This window comes from Tolypothrix sp. PCC 7601, from assembly GCF_025677855.1.
GTDB lineage: Bacteria > Cyanobacteriota > Cyanobacteriia > Cyanobacteriales > Nostocaceae > Aulosira > Aulosira diplosiphon.
This window is the reverse complement of sequence record NZ_CP064879.1, coordinates 5,239,397-5,258,006: the sequence shown is the minus strand read 5'-3', so window position 1 is coordinate 5,258,006 and position 18,610 is coordinate 5,239,397. Positions and strand designations below refer to the sequence as shown.

Sequence of the window (18,610 nt, the reverse complement as noted above, 5' to 3'; positions counted from 1 at the left end):
ATATCTATTTATGTCATTAAGAATAGATCGTGGTCTTTTTAAATATGATTTCATCGATCATCATGCAGTTTTGTGTGTTCCTATTGATGCTGATGTGAAAGAGATCCGCAAGCGCTATCTCTCGATTGCTCGGCGTTTGCATCCTGATGCTAATAATAATGTGAGTCCTACGGATAAGCATTTATCCAGTGAATTTTTATCTAAGTTGGTTAACCCAGCTTACGAAAAAATTACGGTAGAAAGAAGTCGCTCAGAATACATGATTATCCTGTCTCACATGGGTAAGCGATTAGTACAAGAGTTTACTTCGGTAGAATTACATACTGAGATAGGGAAAAAGTTAGCAACTGCGCCCGAATCAACCATAGATTCACTGTACAAAAGCGCGATCGCCAAAATTGCCGAAACTCAATATGAGAACTTACAGCATGTACCGCAAGTAATTGCCCAAATTAGCGAGCTGAATTTAGTTTACTTAATGCGGACTGCGGGTAAATCATTGGCAACGCCTACCCCGCAGATGCAATCCACAATGAACTCAGCTCCACCTCCGCCCAATCCTGCTACGAATACAACAGCACCTCCGCCAGCACCAGCACCAGCACCAGAATCTTCAGTGGTGGAACATTATTTGCGTCGCGCACAATCTTTAATTGACAAAAACCAATTTTCGCAAGCTCAGGTGGAGTTGCAAGATGCGCTGAAATTAGAACCGAAGAATAGTAGATGCCATAGCCTGATAGGATTGGTGTATTTGAAGCAAAATCGGCTCAAAATGGCAAAGATTCATTTTGATAATACTTTAAAATTAGACCCCAATGACCAAACAGCTTTGTCTTGGAAACCAAAAATAGAGAAGGCTTTAAGTCAACAATCTGGTGGTGGTAAAGTAACTACACCTCCTAATTCGACTGGTAAACAACCAGATAAGTCGGGAGGTGGCGGTTTGTTTGGTGGTTTGTTTGGTGGGAAGAAAAAGTAATGGTGTATCAACCAGCAGCGGGAGCTAGAGATTTATTACCTTTAGATGTGGCGCAAAAACGCTGGATTGAAGATAGGTTACAGCAAGTATTTCATCGTTGGGGATATCACAGGATTATTACCTCAACTTTGGAACGGATGGATACCCTAATGGCGGGGGAAGCAATTCAGCGCCAAACGGTAATTCAACTGCAAAATTCGGAAGATGAAGAATTAGGGCTGCGTCCAGAATTGACAGCTTCGATCGCGCGCACTGTTGTCACGCGCATGGCAGGTGTAACTTATCCGCAAAGGCTGTATTACAATGCCAATGTCTTCCGCCGCATCTGGGAAAATCGGCATAATCGTCAGCAAGAGTTTTATCAAGCTGGGGTTGAGTTGCTCGGTGCTGGTGGATTGCTAGCAAATGCGGAAGTATTGTTGTTAGTTGCAGATTGTTTAGCAGCGCTTTCGGTGCAGCGATGGTATTTAATTTTAGGTGAAGCGGGAATTACCCGATCGCTGTTGAGTGTATTCCCGTCTCACCTACAGGGTAAAGTTCGTAGTGCGATCGCTAATTTAGATCGCATTGCCATCGAGAATTTACCCCTAAGTGAAGCACTCCGCGATCGCGCCAAACTCATCTTAGATCTGCGCGGTAAAAGTTCCGAAGTTTTGCGAAAAGTCCAGACTTTAGATTTAGATCAGGCTCAACAAGAAGCGGTGAATAACCTCGCGTCTTTAGTAGATTTGCTGGAATCGCAGGGAGATTATCCTTTAATTCTCGACCTCAGCTTGATTGAAACCATCGACTATTACACCGGTATCGTCTTTGAAGTAGTCAGCGATACTGCTGGACAAGTCCAGGTATTAGGGCGGGGTGGTCGCTACGACAAGCTTTTAGGGCTATATCATCCCCAAGGTGAAGATATTCCGGGGGTAGGCTTTGCCCTCAATATCGAAGATTTATACCAAATAATCCAATCTACTCAGCAATTACCGCAAGCACCCCCAACTAGCGATTGGTTAATCGTACCAGAGACAGCTAATGCTGATGCTGCTGCCTTTGCCTACGCCCAAAAGCTCCGGGATTCTAGCGAGATAGTGCGAGTAGAAATTGATTTAGGGGGCAGAGATAGCGAAGCCATCAGAAAATACGCACGCGATCGCGGAATTGCTCAAATCGCCTGGATTAAAGCTGATGGTTCACCAACCATAGAATCATTGTCTTAGCTAGGAAATATATCTAATTGCTAGGCTAGAAAAGCTGACTTTCAAGAGAGGGAATCAAGAAAATGCCACACACAATTGTTACCGATGTCTGTGAGGGCATCGCTGACTGCGTAGATGCTTGTCCAGTAGCTTGCATTCATGACGGCCCAGGAAAAAACGTCAAAGGCACCGATTGGTACTGGATAGACTTCGCCACCTGCATTGATTGTGGCATCTGTCTCCAAGTATGCCCAGTAGAAGGTGCGATCGTTCCCGAAGAACGCCCCGATTTGCAGAAGACTCCAGAATAAGAGGCAGGGGGGCAGGGAGCAGGGAGCAGGGGGAGATGAGGGGGATGAGGGAGATGAGGGGGATGAGGGAGATGAGGGAGATGAGGGAGATGAGGGAGATGAGGGAGATGAGGGAGATGAGGGAAATGAGGGAGATGAGGGAGATGAGGGAGATGAGGGAGAAATTACCAATTACCCATTACTCATTACTCATTACTCATTACTTATTACTCATGAGTCATGAGTCATTACTCATTACTTATTACTCATGACTCATTACTCATTACCCAATGCCCAATGCCCCATGCCCCATGCCAAATGACAAATGACAAATGACAAATGACAAATGCCAAATGACAAATGACAAATGACTATTTACTAGAAGTTCAAAATGTTCATGCTGGATATATTAAAGATGTAGATATCCTGCAAGGTGTGAATTTTCGAGTTGCAGCGGGGGAATTGGTAACAGTGATTGGCCCCAACGGTGCGGGTAAATCCACCTTGGCGAAAACAATTTTTGGACTCTTAACTCCCCATACAGGCACGATTACCTTTAAAGGTGAAAATATTGGCGGACTCAAGTCAAATCAAATAGTGCAACGGGGAATGTGCTATGTACCGCAAATCGCCAATGTTTTTCCGTCGTTGAGTATTGAAGAGAATTTAGAGATGGGGGCTTTTGTGCGGAATATTCCCCTCAAGCCCCTCAAAGATAAAATATTTACCATGTTTCCCAGATTAAGCGATCGCCGTCGTCAACGTGCAGGTACGCTTTCCGGTGGAGAACGGCAGATGTTGGCAATGGGTAAAGCTTTGATGCTGGAACCCAGCTTGCTGCTGTTAGATGAACCCTCTGCGGCTTTATCCCCCATCCTAGTTACACAAGTATTTGACCAAATCAAGGAAATTAACCAGAGTGGCACAGCCATTGTCCTAGTAGAACAAAACGCCCGTAAAGCCTTAGAAATGGCTGACCGTGGTTACGTACTAGAATCTGGACGTGATGCCATCTCCGGCCCCGGTCGAGATTTATTGAACGACCCGAAGGTGGCAGAACTGTATCTAGGTGCGGGGAAGGGGCATTAGGGGATGAGGGGATTAGGGACTGGGGACTGGGGACTGGGAAAGCAGAGGAAGCAGGGGTGCAGGGGAGAATAGCCATTACTCATTACTCATTACTCATTACTCATGCCCAATGCCCAATGCCCCATGCCCAATGCCCAATGCCCCATGCCCCATGCCCCATGCCCAAAAATTAAATAACTTTTAAACCGTGTAAGCGAGTACTCTTGCATCCCCTTAAAGTCTGATATCTTCCAGGCAACCACGAAACGGTTGTCAGGTAGAGGAATGGCTAGAATTAATGGATTTATTGGTCGTCGGAATTTTATACATTTAGCCGGTGTCGGTAGCATTGGCATTGGGGCTTTGATTGGCGCTGGTGGTATTCTGTGGAATAAAGAGCCTTCTTTAGCGGATCAAGCCTCAAATGATGTTGGTGAAAAACCGCAACCAGTTAATCCACAAGCAGCATTAAAAATTTTGCTTGAGGGAAATCAAAGATTTGTCGAAGAAAAGCGTCTAAATCCACATCAATCGAAATTGCGTTTACAAGAAACTGTTGCAGCTCAATATCCATTTGCAGCAATATTAGGTTGTGCTGATTCTCGAGTACCAGCAGAAATTGTTTTCGATCAAGGATTAGGTGATTTATTTGTAGTGCGTGTAGCTGGTAATGTAGCTTCGCCAGAGGCTATTGGTAGCTTGGAATATGCTACATCGATATTAGGCGCGCAATTAATTTTAGTTCTTGGTCATAGTAAATGTGGTGCGGTAAAAGCTGCGATTGAAGGTAAACCACTACCGGGAAGAATTGGTGTTTTTGTAGAAGAAATTAAACCTGCTGTAGAAATAGCAAAAAATAAATCTGGCAGTTTAGAAAAAAATACTATTGTTGCTAATATTCAATATCAAGCAGATAATTTAGCCAAGAAGTCAACAATTTTAGGCAATTTAATTAAAGAAGGTAAATTAAAAATTGTTGGCGGTCGTTACGATTTGGCTACAGGGGAAGTGAGCATCACGAAGGGCTAGTACTGCTAGCAGTCAAAATTAATCCCAAGTCAAATAATGTTTGCGACACGTCAATATATTTTAGAGGGCAAGGCAGTGCCATTGCCCCTACAAGACGTTGAAATTTTGTAGAGACGCGATTTATCGCGTCTCCACCAACCCAAAATCACGGCGAAAAATTATTAACCGCATCGTATTGACATCACCTCTAGCTCATCTTTGAGCATGACCGAATTAGAAGAAAAACTCGATAAAATCTTCTATTGGGTACAAAAGTAGAAATATTTCAGTTACTATTTTGGCTGTGTAGAGATGTTGCAATGCAACATCTCTTTATAATATATGGCTCAGAGCAATGATTGAGGATTGCTAAATGACAGAATTTAGAAATATTCCAGAGTGGGAAAAAGCTCATGAACTGATAGTTGCAGTTTATCAGGTGACTGGGGATTTCCCGGATGATGAATTATTGGGCTTAACGCAACAAATACGTTTAGCTGCTGCGGCTATTCCGATTAAAATTGCTCAAGGATGCGATCGCGATGATCGAGAAGCACAACTGGATTTTTTGCAATTGGCGAAGGATGCAGCAATTGAGGTGGAATATTACCTGTTGCTTTGCTATGAGTTGGAACTGCTGCAAAGTTCTAGTTACGATCGCGTGGTGAGTGATGTTGTGGAAGTGAAGGAATTACTGACAAATAAGATTGACAAACTGAGTCGGAATTTTTAATGGTTCTCCAACTCCTCCCCGAACATTTACAAATTATCCGCACCCATGCCCAAAGCACTTACCCAGATGAATGCTGCGGTATAATTTTGGGTCATGTCACCCTTGAGGGCAAAACTGTAGTCGAAATTATGCCTACAGAAAATGCTTGGAATACAGAAGCAGCAAATTTTTCAGATGATCGCACCACCGAAACCGAAAGGCGACGATATGCGATCGCACCCCAAGTTATGTTACAAGCACAAAGAGAAGCACGCGATCGCTCTCTCAATATTATCGGTATTTACCATTCCCACCCCGATGCACCAGCGATTCCTTCGGAGTGCGATCGCCTCTATGCTTGGCCTGAATACTCGTATATAATAGTTTCCGTTCAAAAAGGTAAAGCTGAAACACTCCAAAGCTGGAGTCTAGATGAAAGCCATCAATTCCAACCCGAAGCGATTAACAACATAATTTAAACAACCGATCAATACGGATATCATTTTTCGCTACGATAAATAATCCGCCCTCCACTTGAAATTGCTATGCTCAATCCCAATCTGGATGAAATCCAGTTGACTAAAGACGACTACGAACGCTACTCCCGCCACCTGATTTTGCCGGAGGTGGGACTAGAGGGACAAAAACGCCTGAAAGCCGCCAGTGTACTCTGTATCGGTACAGGTGGACTGGGTGCGCCACTGCTGTTATATTTGGCAGCTGCGGGTGTGGGACGCATCGGTATTGTTGATTTCGATGTTGTCGATACTTCTAACCTGCAACGCCAAGTTATTCACGGGACATCCTGGGTAGGTAAACCCAAAATTCAATCCGCTAAGGATAGAATTCTGGAGATTAACCCCTTCTGTCAGGTTGATTTGCATGAAGTGCGCCTCAGTTCCGAAAATGCGCTGAGTATTTTGGAACCCTATGATATTGTCGTCGATGGTACTGATAACTTCCCCACAAGATATCTTGTGAACGATGCTTGTGTGTTACTCAACAAGCCTAACGTTTACGGTTCGATTTTCCGCTTTGAAGGACAAGCCACAGTATTTAACTACGAAGGCGGGCCGAACTATCGTGACTTGTATCCCGAACCACCACCACCAGGAATGGTTCCCTCTTGTGCAGAAGGTGGGGTATTAGGAATATTGCCGGGAATTATCGGTGTGATCCAAGCCACTGAAACTGTGAAAATTATTCTGGGACAAGGTAACACTTTAAGCGGAAGGCTGCTGCTGTACAACGCCTTGGAAATGAAATTCCGCGAATTGAAGCTGCGTCCAAACCCCATCCGCCCAGTTATTGAAAAACTGATAGACTACGAAGAATTCTGCGGTATTCCCCAAGCTAAGGCTGAGGAAGCCAAACAGCAGCAAGAAATTCAAGAAATGACTGTTACCGAATTGAAACAGTTATTAGATAGCGGTGCAAAAGACTTTGTACTGTTAGATGTGCGTAACCCACATGAATATGAAATTGCCAAAATTCCTGGTTCCGTCTTAGTACCATTACCAGATATTGAAAATGGCGATGGCGTAAAACAAGTCAAAGAAATTCTCAACGGTCACCGCTTAATTGCTCATTGTAAAATGGGCGGGCGATCGGCAAAAGCCCTGAGCATTCTTAAAGAATCTGGGATTGTTGGTACAAACGTCAAAGGCGGAATCACCGCTTGGAGTCGAGAAGTAGATCCTTCCGTTCCCGAGTATTAAATTCTGGTTAGTTGACTGGCAAAAGAAAATCTTATCCCTGAGTTTGGGGATTTTTCTTTGATTGACTAATTTGTATAAAATATAAGCGATTCATAGGGTTACAGCATTGCTGTAGCCTTATTTTTTCGTAGGGTGTGTTGTCGCGCAGCGCAACGCACCATTAATTGTTTGATGATGCGTTAGCTACGGCATAACACAAGCTACCAATTCAATACTACAAGGGATAGCATTTTGAACTCAAAATTAATTTTGGGGAAAAGGTTAAAGGTTTTTTCTTTTCCTTTTCCCATTCCCCTTTTTACCCTTAACCGACAAGTATTGGCTACCAATTGATTTAACATTATGTTCTTTGAAGTAATACCAAATTAAATACACCAGATTCGATGTTTATGAGATACAGCAACTAATTGAAAAAAGTAATGAGTAATAAGTAAATTTCCTACTCATTACTCATTACTCATTACTCATTACTCATTACTCATGATGTACCTCAATTACCTCAAAAGTGCTGTAATGTTTGCGACATACCAATAATATTCTAGAGGGACGTGCCCCTACAATCTGTCGCATTCTTTTTTCAAATTGCTATAAACATGATTAAAAAATTTATCTTGAAAACTCAATTTTTCCTGTAAATAATTTTTACTACATACCTTTTTCTTTAAATAATCCCATTAATTTACGTTTGCGCCCATGCTCCTGCATTAACTTGGCTTTGTAGCTATCCCAATCTGCTTTTCTCCCACATTCCAAATAGGCGGCGCGGGCTTTTTTTAACCACTGAACTGCTTCAGCATAATAATCTGCTTTTCCTGCATCCATAATCATTTCTGCACGACGACGCGCATTAGCAATTACCCAGCTAGGCTTATGAGATATTGCGGCATCCATAACACGCTGAATTAAATTAGCATAGAAAGAACTGAGTTCATTCACAATCTGAATAGCATCATCAATCAAGCCTTCATATAAGAAAATATCTACCTTCTCTGATTCGCTTCCCCAACTACCAAAAGTGCGGAGAATTTGTAGTAAATCTACTTTCACAGTAGCCCAGTTTTCCCCTGCTAATTCTGCCATTTTTTGATAATCAACAAAGGATGCTCTAACTCGAAAAGCAGCCATGAGTGCAGATAAAGCCGCTTCTTGATCGTTTAATTCTTGAGCTAAATCACTTGTCCAAATCCCCAGTTCATACTGACAATTACCAGGCAAGTTTAAGCCGATTTGGGCAATATCTAGCGCTTCTGATAATGAATCCTGCTGTGCTAAGGTTTTCGCTAAAGCAAAAGCAGCTTCCATCGTATTCATTTGGGCTTGCGCTGCTGTCATGGCTTCATCTACTCTGCCCAAACGCCCTAACATTGTCAGATATTGTTCGGTTTGCCCTTCGGCGGCTGCCAAATACAGGTATTCTTGATATCGTTCCTGACGTTCGAGAATTTTCAGGCGAATTAACGCTAAATCATCAGCGTAGTCTGGAATTTGTTCTTCCCAAACACCCATTTCGGGGATATTACCTTGGAGAACTTGCACCAATGGCGAGTAATCCCAGCCTTGACGCAAAGCTTCCGAAGCTAAGTCAAAATCAGCGTCCCATTCTTCCTGCCATGCTTCCAAATTAACTTGAATATCAACCTTTTCTTCTGGGGTAAGTTCCGCTATGAGAATGGCTTCACACCAAGCCGCATTCAATTCTGGGAGAAACTCATAATTATCAGCACCATAGTCCGCAACATCGTCCCAATTTTCCACACAAGCCGAAGTAATCGCCTCTAAAATTGCGATCGCATTATTACCATCTCCTCGTTCGCACAAATCTACAGCAGTTTCGATCAGACTCAGTAATTCTTCGCTGATGGGGTCATCATCATAACCATCTTCCCAAGCACTCACTGCATTCCGGAGAATCTGGCGGACTTTCTGCCCAAAGGGTTTGGCATCGATTGTGCTGTGAATTACAGGTTTAATTCTTGGTGGTTTAGCAGAAGAATATGTAATCAAATTAACATGGCGGTCGATTGCCTCAATTAACTTTGGGTATTCCGCCACTAAGCTTTGCAGTAACCTGTGAGTTTGCTGATCATCCAGACGACTCAGCAATTGTTCTAAAGTCGGACGCTCATCAATACTTTCTGGCTGACGCACACAAACCAGCAAGGTAGCTACAATATGTTTACACCACCCATCGCGATCATAAGGACAGCTGCATTTAACAGAATTTAATCCGTCTGTATCAAAATTGAGGCGGACTTGATAAGGATGATTTTCATTGCCTTCAACTTCCGCCAACAGCAAATTACCACGTTGGGTAAGAGACATCACAGCATCAGCCTCATAATAAGCCTCACCTCGCTGGAAAGACTTAGCGTTAGCATGACGGCGGATTGTAAATTCACTGAGCTTAGGGATTAGCATGGAGGGAATGGGGATTGGGATTGGGGAACTCGGGGCCCCCTTTGGGGATAAGGGGTAATGGGGACTGGGGACTGGGGATGAGGGGGATGAGGGAGATGAGGGAGATGAGGGGAGAAATTCCCATTACCCATGCCCAATGCCCAATGCCCTATGCCCTATTCCCAATGCCAAATTTTGCGAATTTTAAGTATAAGATACAGCGAGTATATAAGTTAAATTATGATACTGAAGATATTCAGTCCCTTGGCCTGCTAGCGTAAATCATAAATTGGAATTAGTAAGACCCGAACATTAAAGGGGTTGCGCTGATTGCAGGTCAAGTCGAGAATATATAGGCGAAGCACACGGGGAAACTAACGTGAGTCAGGGATTCGATTACGATTTAGTGATTATAGGCGCTGGTGTAGGTGGACATGGAGCAGCCCTACACGCCGTTAGCTGTGGTCTGAAAACAGCGATTATTGAAGCAGCTGATATGGGGGGAACCTGTGTCAACCGGGGCTGTATTCCTTCAAAAGCGCTGCTGGCTGCATCCGGACGTGTGCGGGAGTTACGTAATACCCACCACCTCAAGTCTTTGGGCATTCAAATTGCTAGTGTGGAGTTTGATCGCCAAGCGATCGCTGACCATGCTACCAATCTTGTAGCGAAAATCCAAGGCGATTTAACCAACAGCCTCAAGCGTTTGGGTGTTGATATTATCCGAGGCTGGGGAAAAGTTGCTGGTACTCAGAAAATCACCGTGACTGGTGATGGTGGTGAAAAAACTATCACAGCGAAAGACATTATTCTTTCTCCCGGTTCTGTGCCTTTCGTACCTCCAGGGATTGAAGTTGACGGTAAAACTGTCTTTACCAGTGATCAAGGTGTGAAGTTAGAATCGCTACCAAATTGGGTAGCAATTATTGGTAGTGGTTATATCGGTTTGGAATTTTCCGATATTTACTCAGCATTAGGTGCTGAAATTACCATGATTGAAGCCCTCGATCAACTCATGCCAGGATTTGATCGGGATATTGCCAAACTTGCTGAACGGGTGCTGATTACCCCCCGCGATATAGAAACAAAAGTGGGAATATATGCTAAACGAGTCATCCCCGGTTCTCCGGTGGTGATTGAATTAGCTGATTTTAAAACAAAAGAAGATTTAGACGTGATCGAGGTGGATGCTTGTTTAGTTGCTACCGGACGCATCCCAGCTACCAAAAATCTCGGTTTGGAGTCTGTGGGTGTAGAACTCGACCGGAGGAATTTTATCCCAGTGAATGACAGCATGGCAGTGTTGTCAGCAGGTGAAGTAGTACCTCACCTCTGGGCAATTGGCGACGCTAACGGCAAAATGATGCTAGCTCATGCTGCTTCTGCTCAAGGTATCGTTGCAGTGGAAAATATTGTAGGTCGTCCCAGGGAAGTTGATTATCGCAGCATCCCCGCCGCCGCTTTTACCCACCCAGAAGTTAGCTATGTCGGCTTAACCGAAACCGCAGCCAAGGAATTAGGCCAAGCTGAAGGTTTTGAAATAGCTAATAGCAAAGGTTACTTCAAAGGTAACTCCAAAGCCTTAGCGGAAAATGAAGCCGACGGTATGGCGAAGGTAATTTATCGCAAAGATACCGGAGAAGTCTTAGGCGTTCACATCTTTGGACTACACGCCTCAGACCTCATCCACGAAGCCTCAGCCGCCGTTGCTAACCGCCAATCTGTACATACCCTCGCGCACTTAGTACACGCCCACCCAACACTTTCAGAAGTGTTAGACGAAGCTTACAAAAGAGCGATCGCATAAGCAAGGGGGATGGGGTAATGGGTAATTGGTAATTGGTAATTGGTGTTTGGGGTTTAATTATTTCTCCCCTGCTAAGAGCTCCCTGCCCCCTTGCCTCATCCCCCTCATCTCCTTCATCCCCAGTCCCCTTGTCCCCAGTCCCTAAAATGCAAATCCGTCGCCGTTCCCCTAGTTCAACTGTTGCTGTTTCCGTCATCCGTTATGAGGTTGCAATGCCAGGTGCAGAACCAAACAACATTTTGGAGAAAATTGTTTGGCAAAAAGAAATTGAAGTTGACCAAATGCGGGAAAGAGTACCTTTGCGGGAATTGCAAAAGCAAGCGTTAACTGCACCACCCACCCGCGATTTTGTAGGCGCACTACGACAAGGTAAGACAAAACCAGCGTTAATTGCCGAAGTCAAAAAAGCTTCACCCAGTAAAGGCATATTACGGGAAAATTTTGATCCAGAAGCGATCGCCCTCTCTTACCAAGCAGGCGGTGCTAGTTGTCTGTCTGTCCTTACCGATGAGAAATTTTTTCAAGGCAGCTTTGACAATTTAGCCAAAGTTCGTGCTGTCGTAAATTTACCGTTGCTGTGTAAGGATTTTATCATCTATCCTTATCAAATGTACTTAGCACGTTTGCGGGGGGCAGATGCAGTTTTATTGATTGCGGCGATACTCAGCGACCAAGATTTGCAGTACTTCATCAAAATTGCCAAATCTCTCAACATGGCAGCTTTAATTGAAGTCCATAGTTTAGCAGAACTGGATCGTGTGTTAGCCTTAGATGGCGTTACTTTGATAGGAATTAACAATCGCAATCTCGAAGATTTTTCAGTTGACTTGCAGACCACTTGTCAACTACTGAAAGATAGAGGTCAGCAATTACAGGAACGTAACATCTTGATTGTTAGTGAGTCAGGATTACATACACCAGATGACCTAAGTTTAGTAGCAACAGCAGGCGCATCCGCTGTACTCATTGGTGAATCTTTAGTTAAACAACCAGATCCAGCAGTTGCGATCGCTAATCTATTCCCAAGGTCGTAATCTCAAAATACCTCTCCCGTTCCTGTGGATGAAGTCAACTGTACTAGGTATGGTTGGATAATCAGTAGTGCTGAACCATCACTTGCTCTCTTTGTCAAATCTTTATAGCCCAGCCAATCTCAGGTATCAGCAAATACTGGTTGCCTATGTAACAATTAAGTTAGTAGCAAAACAACCTTAGCTTATCCAAAATCCCTTATTTGAAAAACCCAATCAACTTCATGGAGCAAATTCCACTGCCCTCACCTATCCATTACGAACTTATACTGCAACTTTTAGAAAGACAAACAATGTCAGCAGTAAGTAAAAATCCGGATTTGCGGCATCAGGTGAATCAGCTAATTATTACTTTACGTAAAGCAGCTGTTCAACAAAAGCACCTGGAAGAAATTTGCCAGTTTTCTTCTGTAGTGGTTGACCATCGTTGGTCAATCAATCATCATACTGAAAAAGCTGTTACCCCCGAATAAAAATCTTCATATCCTGCCCCACTGTATTCGTTTATCGGAATATAACAGGGGGATTATAAACATCACTGCCGAGAGTTACTATTTCTCCAAGCAGAATTATCAAAATCAGGACACTTCACTCAATTTGACATTACTGAATTGAGCGAAGTGTCCTTTGGCAATTTGTCAAAATATACTCATACTATTAAGCCTGAGCGTTTATTTAAAAATAAAATTGCGATCTTTGTAGAGTGTGTTAGGTGCTGATTTTCATACCCATTTAAAAAAAGAATGCGACAGATGGTAGGGGCATGGCACTGCCATGCCCTCTAGAATATATTGAAGTGCGCCACTTGCTACAACGCAGAGGCAGTCGCGTGGTGTTCGCGTAGCGTCTCCGTCAGGAGAGGCAATGCGGTTTTGGGGGTTTCCCAACTTGAGCAGACTACCGTGGGAACCCGCGCAACGCAGTGGCTCCCCTGCTTAAGATTTGGTTTTTAAATAATTTATTGTTTGTTATTTTTCTATGGCTTTGAATACAGTACTAAAGCAAAGGAGCGAGTTAAATATTTAACTCGCTCCTTTGCTCGATAGGATAATAAATTTAAGTCAAGGCAAATTTTTGATTCCCAATCTATTCGCCTGGGAAATAGGCATAGTTGATATAACATACCTCAATTCTCCTCAATGAGCTATTCATAACCTATGCCGTCTCTAACCAATCATAAATTTTCTCTAATTGATCGAGAGTAACCAAACCATACTGCCAAAGAATCATCGGTAAAGGGCCTGGATCTTGCTCCCGATGTCGCAACGCTACAGCTAAAGATGCTGTAGAAATTGCTAAATCTTCTTGCAAAAAATGAATCAATCGAGAATACTTTGATGGTGACATTTGTATCTCACCTCCTAGTGCAGAGTGTATTGTCATATATCAGTTCACCATTTCTCAGTAGCTAGTAGCCAGTATCTTATCTGTCACTATCGCATTAATACTTAAAAGCAAGAGCAAACTTTGTCTAAATTTACCTTAAAGAATTGCTCCGAATCGCGAATGGGAAAAACTTTGAACTCTAGAACTAGTTGTCTGCTCAATTCTCTAGTAGCTCTTTCCCTAAATCGCATTTGTGTCTTTTTTATGAAAAGCAGGTTTTATTCAATTACACATCTGGTAACAAATATTCCTTAGTTTATAGTCTCTTATGAGCGACCATTTACACGTATGTCAAAAGGAAGATATTTTGGTAATAAAATTTCAAATTTAAATTCTATCATCGGGATAGATAGAGCTTCCAAAAGTTGGCAATGTGATAAATAGCAGGTTTGTGAGTGAATATTATACCATTGGCAGTGAGATTTTTTTACCTTACATTATTTATTAAGGTTTGGCATGAGTTGAAAAGCGTACTTACAAAATTTTTATTTACGCAATGTTGCGGATGATAAAAACTTTATTTTTATACTATCGCCCAGCTTCAAGCCTAATTCAGTAGCCCGACCAGCCCTAAGTTCAATTACTGTATCAACTAGTGTATTTGTCCCGTAAGTAGGACAAGGGTCACTAGTACAGGGAGGTGCAGAAGTTTTGATATATTTAACGACTCCATTCTGCATAAAAATCATATCTAGAGGTATGAGTGTATTTTTCATCCAGAACCGAACTGGTTGTGCTGAAGGGAATTTAAACAGCATTCCCCGGTTATCTGGCAAAGATTTTCTATACATCAACCCCATTTCTTGCTGTTCCGGAGTCTGGGCTACTTCCAATTGAATCTTAGTATTATTAGGAACAGTAGCCTCAGCTGTAATCGGTAGTTGTTGACCAGCAGATACTCGTGCTTGAGTTTGAGAGCCAGATGTGGTGGACGGAGGTTTAGCCGTCGTGGGTGGAGAACAGCCCATCAACAAAACACTCAGCAATATTGAAATGAAACTTAGCAATTTGAGCATGATGATGAGTGATTTTATAATTTAGATTCTGATTTTACAAAATTTAAGAAAAAAAACCCATAACTTGTAGAAGTTTTTACTGGGATGAAGTAAAGAAATTGTGACATAAGATATTAGGGGATATCCTGGGGTAATTAATCAGGGGGTAACACCCCTCATCCATAATTTACCCAGATTTTAGCCCGTGTCAATGCATTTTAGCGATTAACTGATAATTTATTTATTACTGAATATTTTTATGTAGTTAAAAATACTTCGTACTCAAGATGAGTTTGTCGAGTCAGTATTCCCCTAGTGAATGTTTTCCAACTCAAGCGAGCATTGTATTTGAATGGAAAAACTGGAAAGCATACCTTATACCAATTCTCTAAAATATCGCTACACATAAGCAGCAGGGGGAGAATTATCTGTAGCCTGAATTTAAAGAAATGGTAAGTAGTCTGACAGAATTAATTACACAAAGTCATTGCGAATGGAGCGTTCGCGTAGCGTCCCGAAGGGAAGCGGAATGAAGCAATCGCAAGGGCTGGGATTGCTTCGCTTCGCTCGCAATGACTGTAAATATTTTTGTCCAAGTACTTATAAGTGCTAGAATTCCAGCCTTTTCAGGCGAGATGATTTCAATTTTGAATAATAATCCCACCTAGAAATCAGGTGGGATTGGGAAAAGAATATACTGTAGTTTCTGCGGCTCTGAGCATGAGCTTCTAAGATTCCCTTAAAACGTAGCCTACACCTCTTACTGTTTGAATCAGACGCTTTTGCCCTTCATCTTCGATTTTCAGGCGTAAGTAGCGAATATACACTTCAATTACATTTGATTCGCCCATAAAGTCGTAACCCCAAACATTTTCCAGAATTTGTTCTCGGGTTAATACTTCACGAGGATGTTCCATTAAGAACTTTAATAGTTCAAATTCTTTCATAGTGAGGTCAATTACTCGACCGTTATGTATAGCACGGCGAGTAGCGATATCTAAAACCAGTTCCCCAAAGCGTAACTGTTCTGTGGTATCGACATCAGGTTTTAGATACAAACGAATCAACTTTAAAAAGTCTTCTGAACGGTAAGGTTTCAGAATGTAATCGTCAGCTCCAGCTTCTAAACAAGCTACCCGATCATCAACTGTATCCCTTGCCATCAGGACTAGCACAGGAGAGCGCAAACCAGAGGTTCTGAGATTTTTGCACAATGAAAGTCCTGATTCACCTGCCAACATTCTGTCTAAGACAATTAAAGCAGGTTGGCGATCGCGACTATATTGTAAACCGCTATTGGCATCATGGGCCAAAATCGATTCATAGCCTGCCTCTTGCAAATCGAAAGACAGCTGATTTGCTAGGCTTTCATCGGTTTCAATCACTAAAACACAAGGACTATGAGCAGAGGTCATATTAATATTGCAATGTTAGGTATGGAATTTTGGATAGTACAAAAGTACATAAGCTAGAGATATAATTTCTCAATTTTTGATGGGGAATCCTAATTTAGTGGGCAAAACCCTTATAGGAAATTTAGCGCTCAGAATAAAGACAAATTATACAAATTATCTATTATTGAATATAACTTGCCCTGAGATAACGCCTGCGGATGTTTTAACACTTTCAGTTATTAACCATCAAATTCTGCTATGCAATTTTAAACACTAGTTCCAAATACCATAACTACATCAGCAATTCTGGAAGGAAATTGGGGATTGGGGATTGGGTAATTGGTGATAGGGAAAGTTAAGAGCCATAATTATTCACTTTTGAGTACAGACGCGATTAATCGCGTCTCTCTAACTCTTGACCTTTAACCCCTTTAAGGCAACTCTACCGAAGTTGGTTTGGCAATATGGGGTAGACCCCAGCCCAATTTTTCGCGCAAAATGCGGAAAAATTCTGGGGGTTGTAGGCGAATGAATTTGACAGTATATTGCGATCGCTCTAAATACACTCTATCTTCTGGCAAGACATAACACCCACCATTACCATCTACCACCATTACCAGGCGAGGAATATTTACTGGATAAATGTTAACTGGTTCCGTGTCCGGAAATACTAATGCTCTAGAAGCTAGGGAATGGGGACAAATAGGCACTAGTTGCAGGGCGGGTACGCCAGGGGTGACTACTGGGCCACCAGCACTTAAAGAATAAGCAGTTGAACCAGTTGGTGTGGACACAATTACACCATCTGCGGCTATATCAACCGGCGCATGACGACCTATGGCTATTTCAAAATGGCACATAGAGGTCAATGGTTCTCGATGCAACACCATTTCATTCAAGCATAGTGCTTCCCAAAGCACTGCTTCGCCCCGCAAGACTTGGACGGTGAGCATTGCTCGTTCTTCAATTTCATAGCCACCAGCCATTACCTGTTCTAGGGCTTGGGGAAGCTGATTAACATAAGCTTCCGTCAAAAATCCCATATGTCCAGTATTGATTGTTAGTATTGGAACCCCACAGGGAGCAACTTGACGAGAAGCGGCCAAAACAGTGCCGTCTCCCCCCAATACCACTGCAAACTCCATATCTGAGTCAAACCCAGGTGGCGTTAGCCCAGTAACTGGGGTGTGACATACAGGACTTTCGGGACTTGAGTAGCCCAGTATGCCACCGATACTCGATGTGATGCATACGTTCCAACCGGCTGCGGTTAGCTTGTCTTTTAGTTCGATAGCGATGCGAGCCGCTATCGGTTTAACGTCGTTGTAAATAATGCCTGCTTTCGGCACACTCAAATATCCAAGTTTAGGCGATGCTCTATATTATGCTAATCGTTACACATTTTTGACCATGTAGTCATGAGTTTTAAGTCAAAAGTCAAAAGTCCACAGTCAAAAGTGTAATATCTATCTCAAAGTTGATCGTTAACTACTGACCATTAACTTTAGAAGACTGCTTAAACGGGGTCTTTTTAGATTTCTGCTTTTTACTTTGTTTCTTCTCGTAATCTAATTCTTTAAGTTTTTTCATGATCCGACTAAAGTACTCTTGCAAGTAGCTTTCGAGGGTGGTAGTCTGTTGTGCATCTATCCCAAAGACTTGGTATACCTGTTCCATTGAGGCATTTAGAGGTTTACCACTAGCCAAAACTTCTGTAAATGCCAATCTATCCGCCACATTCCATCCCCACTGAAAGAACCGCAGGAAGTGTCTGACAGTACGCAGTAAATTTATTGGCATTCTTGTAACTCTCGCTTCTTTGCCAGATAAGCGTTCGCACACACTAATAATTTCCTGTGCGCTCCAAGCACGAGTACCTACAACTGGGAAGGTTTGTTTTTCTGTTTCTGGTAGACTCAAAGCTCGAATCGCAAACTTAGCAATATCCAGAGTATCCATATAGGCGACAGGAGAAGATTCACCTGTTACCCAAACCGGTTGGTTTTCCAAAATGGGAATTCCATATTGACCGATTAAGCCTTGCATAAATCCAGCTAGGCGTAAAATTGTATATTTCAAGCCTGATTCAACTAGGAAAAGCTCTGTACAACGCTTAATTTCCATTAAAGGTACTTCTGGGTACTTCTCAGATTCCAGAATCGAAAAGAAAATAAAGCGTTCTACACCCGCAGCCTTAGCAGCTTGGATTAATGATACCTTACCGTCCCAGTCAACCTGTTTAATGCTCAGTGAATCTGTAGGACGTGATGTAGCTGCATCAATCACTGCGGTAACCCCTTCCAATGCTCTGGGAAGGGTTTCGGGATAACATAAATCTCCGCCTACGAGTTCTGCACCCCACTCTTTAAGAAAAGCAGCTTTTTTGGTACTCCGGACAAGACAGCGTACCTTATACCCCTCATCGATAGCACGACGAGCCACTTGTCTTCCTAAGGTGCCAGTAGCACCAACGATTAATATAGTCATGAGGGTTGTAACAATTTTTTAAATTTATATGAAAAGAATTTTAACAGAATCGTTAAAGAAACAAAAGTTTACAATTTTTTCAGAAACACATAATAATACAGACAGGCTGCTAGAAAAAGCTTTGTCCGAAAACCGGACAAGCTAT

Annotated in this window: 18 protein-coding genes; 12 read left to right on the top strand and 6 right to left on the bottom strand. The window is 42.6% G+C overall.

From position 1 onward, the window contains the following. Positions 1-10: 10 nt before the first annotated feature. From HG267_RS21565 to moeB, 9 genes are all read left to right on the top strand, one after another. Positions 11-982 carry a J domain-containing protein gene (locus tag HG267_RS21565; RefSeq protein WP_045867927.1) on the top strand — a complete coding sequence of 324 codons (972 nt, stop codon included), beginning with the start codon at positions 11-13 and terminating at the stop codon, positions 980-982. Then, entirely contained in the window at positions 982-2,193 is a 1,212-nt protein-coding gene (locus HG267_RS21560; RefSeq protein ID WP_045867926.1) for an ATP phosphoribosyltransferase regulatory subunit, read from the top strand. The genes HG267_RS21565 and HG267_RS21560 overlap by 1 nt, the downstream gene beginning before the upstream one ends. Before the next feature lie 62 nt (positions 2,194-2,255). After that, positions 2,256-2,483 carry an indolepyruvate ferredoxin oxidoreductase subunit alpha gene (locus HG267_RS21555; RefSeq protein ID WP_071989336.1) on the top strand — a complete coding sequence of 76 codons (228 nt, stop codon included), beginning with the start codon at positions 2,256-2,258 and terminating at the stop codon, positions 2,481-2,483. Beyond that, entirely contained in the window at positions 2,434-2,706 is a 273-nt protein-coding gene (locus HG267_RS21550) for a hypothetical protein (protein ID WP_052335046.1), read from the top strand. Before HG267_RS21555 ends, HG267_RS21550 begins: the two co-directional genes overlap by 50 nt. 116 nt (positions 2,707-2,822) lie before the next feature. After that, positions 2,823-3,551 carry an ABC transporter ATP-binding protein gene (locus HG267_RS21545; protein WP_045867925.1) on the top strand — a complete coding sequence of 243 codons (729 nt, stop codon included), beginning with the start codon at positions 2,823-2,825 and terminating at the stop codon, positions 3,549-3,551. A 264-nt stretch (positions 3,552-3,815) separates the two neighbouring features. Then, on the top strand, positions 3,816-4,559 hold the full coding sequence (locus HG267_RS21540; protein ID WP_045867924.1) for a carbonic anhydrase: 744 nt from the start codon (positions 3,816-3,818) through the stop codon (positions 4,557-4,559). A 352-nt stretch (positions 4,560-4,911) separates the two neighbouring features. Continuing rightward, positions 4,912-5,271 carry a four helix bundle protein gene (locus HG267_RS21535; RefSeq protein WP_045867923.1) on the top strand — a complete coding sequence of 120 codons (360 nt, stop codon included), beginning with the start codon at positions 4,912-4,914 and terminating at the stop codon, positions 5,269-5,271. After that, positions 5,271-5,729: a Mov34/MPN/PAD-1 family protein gene (locus HG267_RS21530; protein WP_045867922.1), complete on the top strand. Its 459-nt coding sequence runs from the start codon at positions 5,271-5,273 to the stop codon at positions 5,727-5,729. Before HG267_RS21535 ends, HG267_RS21530 begins: the two co-directional genes overlap by 1 nt. Positions 5,730-5,795: 66 nt before the next feature. Further along, positions 5,796-6,968 (top strand): molybdopterin-synthase adenylyltransferase MoeB, encoded by a 1,173-nt coding sequence (gene moeB, locus HG267_RS21525; RefSeq protein ID WP_045867921.1) that lies wholly within the window; start codon positions 5,796-5,798, stop codon positions 6,966-6,968. Between the two features lie 645 nt (positions 6,969-7,613). Here the strand turns inward: moeB and HG267_RS21520 are convergent. Beyond that, the gene (locus tag HG267_RS21520; RefSeq protein ID WP_052335045.1) at positions 7,614-9,386 is read right to left on the bottom strand and encodes an SWIM zinc finger family protein; all 1,773 of its coding nucleotides are present in this window, start codon (positions 9,384-9,386) and stop codon (positions 7,614-7,616) included. Between the two features lie 358 nt (positions 9,387-9,744). Here HG267_RS21520 and lpdA point away from each other — a divergent pair, with 358 nt between their 5' ends. From lpdA to HG267_RS21505, 3 genes are all read left to right on the top strand, one after another. After that, on the top strand, positions 9,745-11,172 hold the full coding sequence (gene lpdA / locus HG267_RS21515) for a dihydrolipoyl dehydrogenase (RefSeq protein WP_045867918.1): 1,428 nt from the start codon (positions 9,745-9,747) through the stop codon (positions 11,170-11,172). A 146-nt stretch (positions 11,173-11,318) separates the two neighbouring features. After that, positions 11,319-12,206 (top strand): indole-3-glycerol phosphate synthase TrpC, encoded by an 888-nt coding sequence (gene trpC / locus HG267_RS21510; RefSeq protein WP_045867917.1) that lies wholly within the window; start codon positions 11,319-11,321, stop codon positions 12,204-12,206. A gap of 221 nt (positions 12,207-12,427) precedes the next feature. Continuing rightward, on the top strand, positions 12,428-12,676 hold the full coding sequence (locus HG267_RS21505; protein ID WP_045867916.1) for a DUF5340 domain-containing protein: 249 nt from the start codon (positions 12,428-12,430) through the stop codon (positions 12,674-12,676). Between the two features lie 682 nt (positions 12,677-13,358). Here HG267_RS21505 and HG267_RS21500 read toward each other — a convergent pair. The 5 genes from HG267_RS21500 to HG267_RS21480 all read right to left on the bottom strand — a co-directional run bounded on the left by HG267_RS21500 (position 13,359) and on the right by HG267_RS21480 (position 18,465). Then, the gene (locus HG267_RS21500; protein WP_045867915.1) at positions 13,359-13,586 is read right to left on the bottom strand and encodes a DUF2949 domain-containing protein; all 228 of its coding nucleotides are present in this window, start codon (positions 13,584-13,586) and stop codon (positions 13,359-13,361) included. A gap of 488 nt (positions 13,587-14,074) precedes the next feature. Then, on the bottom strand, positions 14,075-14,605 hold the full coding sequence (locus HG267_RS21495; protein WP_045867914.1) for a DUF192 domain-containing protein: 531 nt from the start codon (positions 14,603-14,605) through the stop codon (positions 14,075-14,077). A 707-nt stretch (positions 14,606-15,312) separates the two neighbouring features. Continuing rightward, a complete protein-coding gene (nblR, locus tag HG267_RS21490) occupies positions 15,313-15,999 on the bottom strand; it encodes a response regulator transcription factor NblR (protein WP_045867913.1) in 687 nt (228 codons plus the stop codon). 410 nt (positions 16,000-16,409) lie between these two features. Further along, positions 16,410-17,327, bottom strand: coding sequence for an NAD(+) kinase (locus tag HG267_RS21485; protein ID WP_045867912.1), 918 nt, complete (start codon positions 17,325-17,327; stop codon positions 16,410-16,412). 139 nt (positions 17,328-17,466) lie between these two features. Further along, positions 17,467-18,465 carry an SDR family oxidoreductase gene (locus HG267_RS21480; RefSeq protein WP_045867911.1) on the bottom strand — a complete coding sequence of 333 codons (999 nt, stop codon included), beginning with the start codon at positions 18,463-18,465 and terminating at the stop codon, positions 17,467-17,469. Positions 18,466-18,610: the final 145 nt, after the last annotated feature.

What these genes read in the sequence shown, in the direction of transcription:
- HG267_RS21520 (WP_052335045.1), bottom strand. Translation starts at nt 9,386, where the DNA reads ATGCTAATCCCTAAGCTCAGTGAATTTACAATCCGCCGTCATGCTAAC.
- HG267_RS21555 (WP_071989336.1), top strand. Translation starts at nt 2,256, where the DNA reads ATGCCACACACAATTGTTACCGATGTCTGTGAGGGCATCGCTGACTGC.
- HG267_RS21545 (WP_045867925.1), top strand. Translation starts at nt 2,823, where the DNA reads ATGACAAATGACTATTTACTAGAAGTTCAAAATGTTCATGCTGGATAT.
- moeB (WP_045867921.1), top strand. Translation starts at nt 5,796, where the DNA reads ATGCTCAATCCCAATCTGGATGAAATCCAGTTGACTAAAGACGACTAC.
- HG267_RS21565 (WP_045867927.1), top strand. Translation starts at nt 11, where the DNA reads ATGTCATTAAGAATAGATCGTGGTCTTTTTAAATATGATTTCATCGAT.
- HG267_RS21560 (WP_045867926.1), top strand. Translation starts at nt 982, where the DNA reads ATGGTGTATCAACCAGCAGCGGGAGCTAGAGATTTATTACCTTTAGAT.
- HG267_RS21480 (WP_045867911.1), bottom strand. Translation starts at nt 18,465, where the DNA reads ATGACTATATTAATCGTTGGTGCTACTGGCACCTTAGGAAGACAAGTG.
- trpC (WP_045867917.1), top strand. Translation starts at nt 11,319, where the DNA reads ATGCAAATCCGTCGCCGTTCCCCTAGTTCAACTGTTGCTGTTTCCGTC.
- nblR (WP_045867913.1), bottom strand. Translation starts at nt 15,999, where the DNA reads ATGACCTCTGCTCATAGTCCTTGTGTTTTAGTGATTGAAACCGATGAA.
- HG267_RS21495 (WP_045867914.1), bottom strand. Translation starts at nt 14,605, where the DNA reads ATGCTCAAATTGCTAAGTTTCATTTCAATATTGCTGAGTGTTTTGTTG.
- HG267_RS21500 (WP_045867915.1), bottom strand. Translation starts at nt 13,586, where the DNA reads ATGACAATACACTCTGCACTAGGAGGTGAGATACAAATGTCACCATCA.
- HG267_RS21505 (WP_045867916.1), top strand. Translation starts at nt 12,428, where the DNA reads ATGGAGCAAATTCCACTGCCCTCACCTATCCATTACGAACTTATACTG.
- HG267_RS21530 (WP_045867922.1), top strand. Translation starts at nt 5,271, where the DNA reads ATGGTTCTCCAACTCCTCCCCGAACATTTACAAATTATCCGCACCCAT.
- HG267_RS21535 (WP_045867923.1), top strand. Translation starts at nt 4,912, where the DNA reads ATGACAGAATTTAGAAATATTCCAGAGTGGGAAAAAGCTCATGAACTG.
- HG267_RS21540 (WP_045867924.1), top strand. Translation starts at nt 3,816, where the DNA reads ATGGCTAGAATTAATGGATTTATTGGTCGTCGGAATTTTATACATTTA.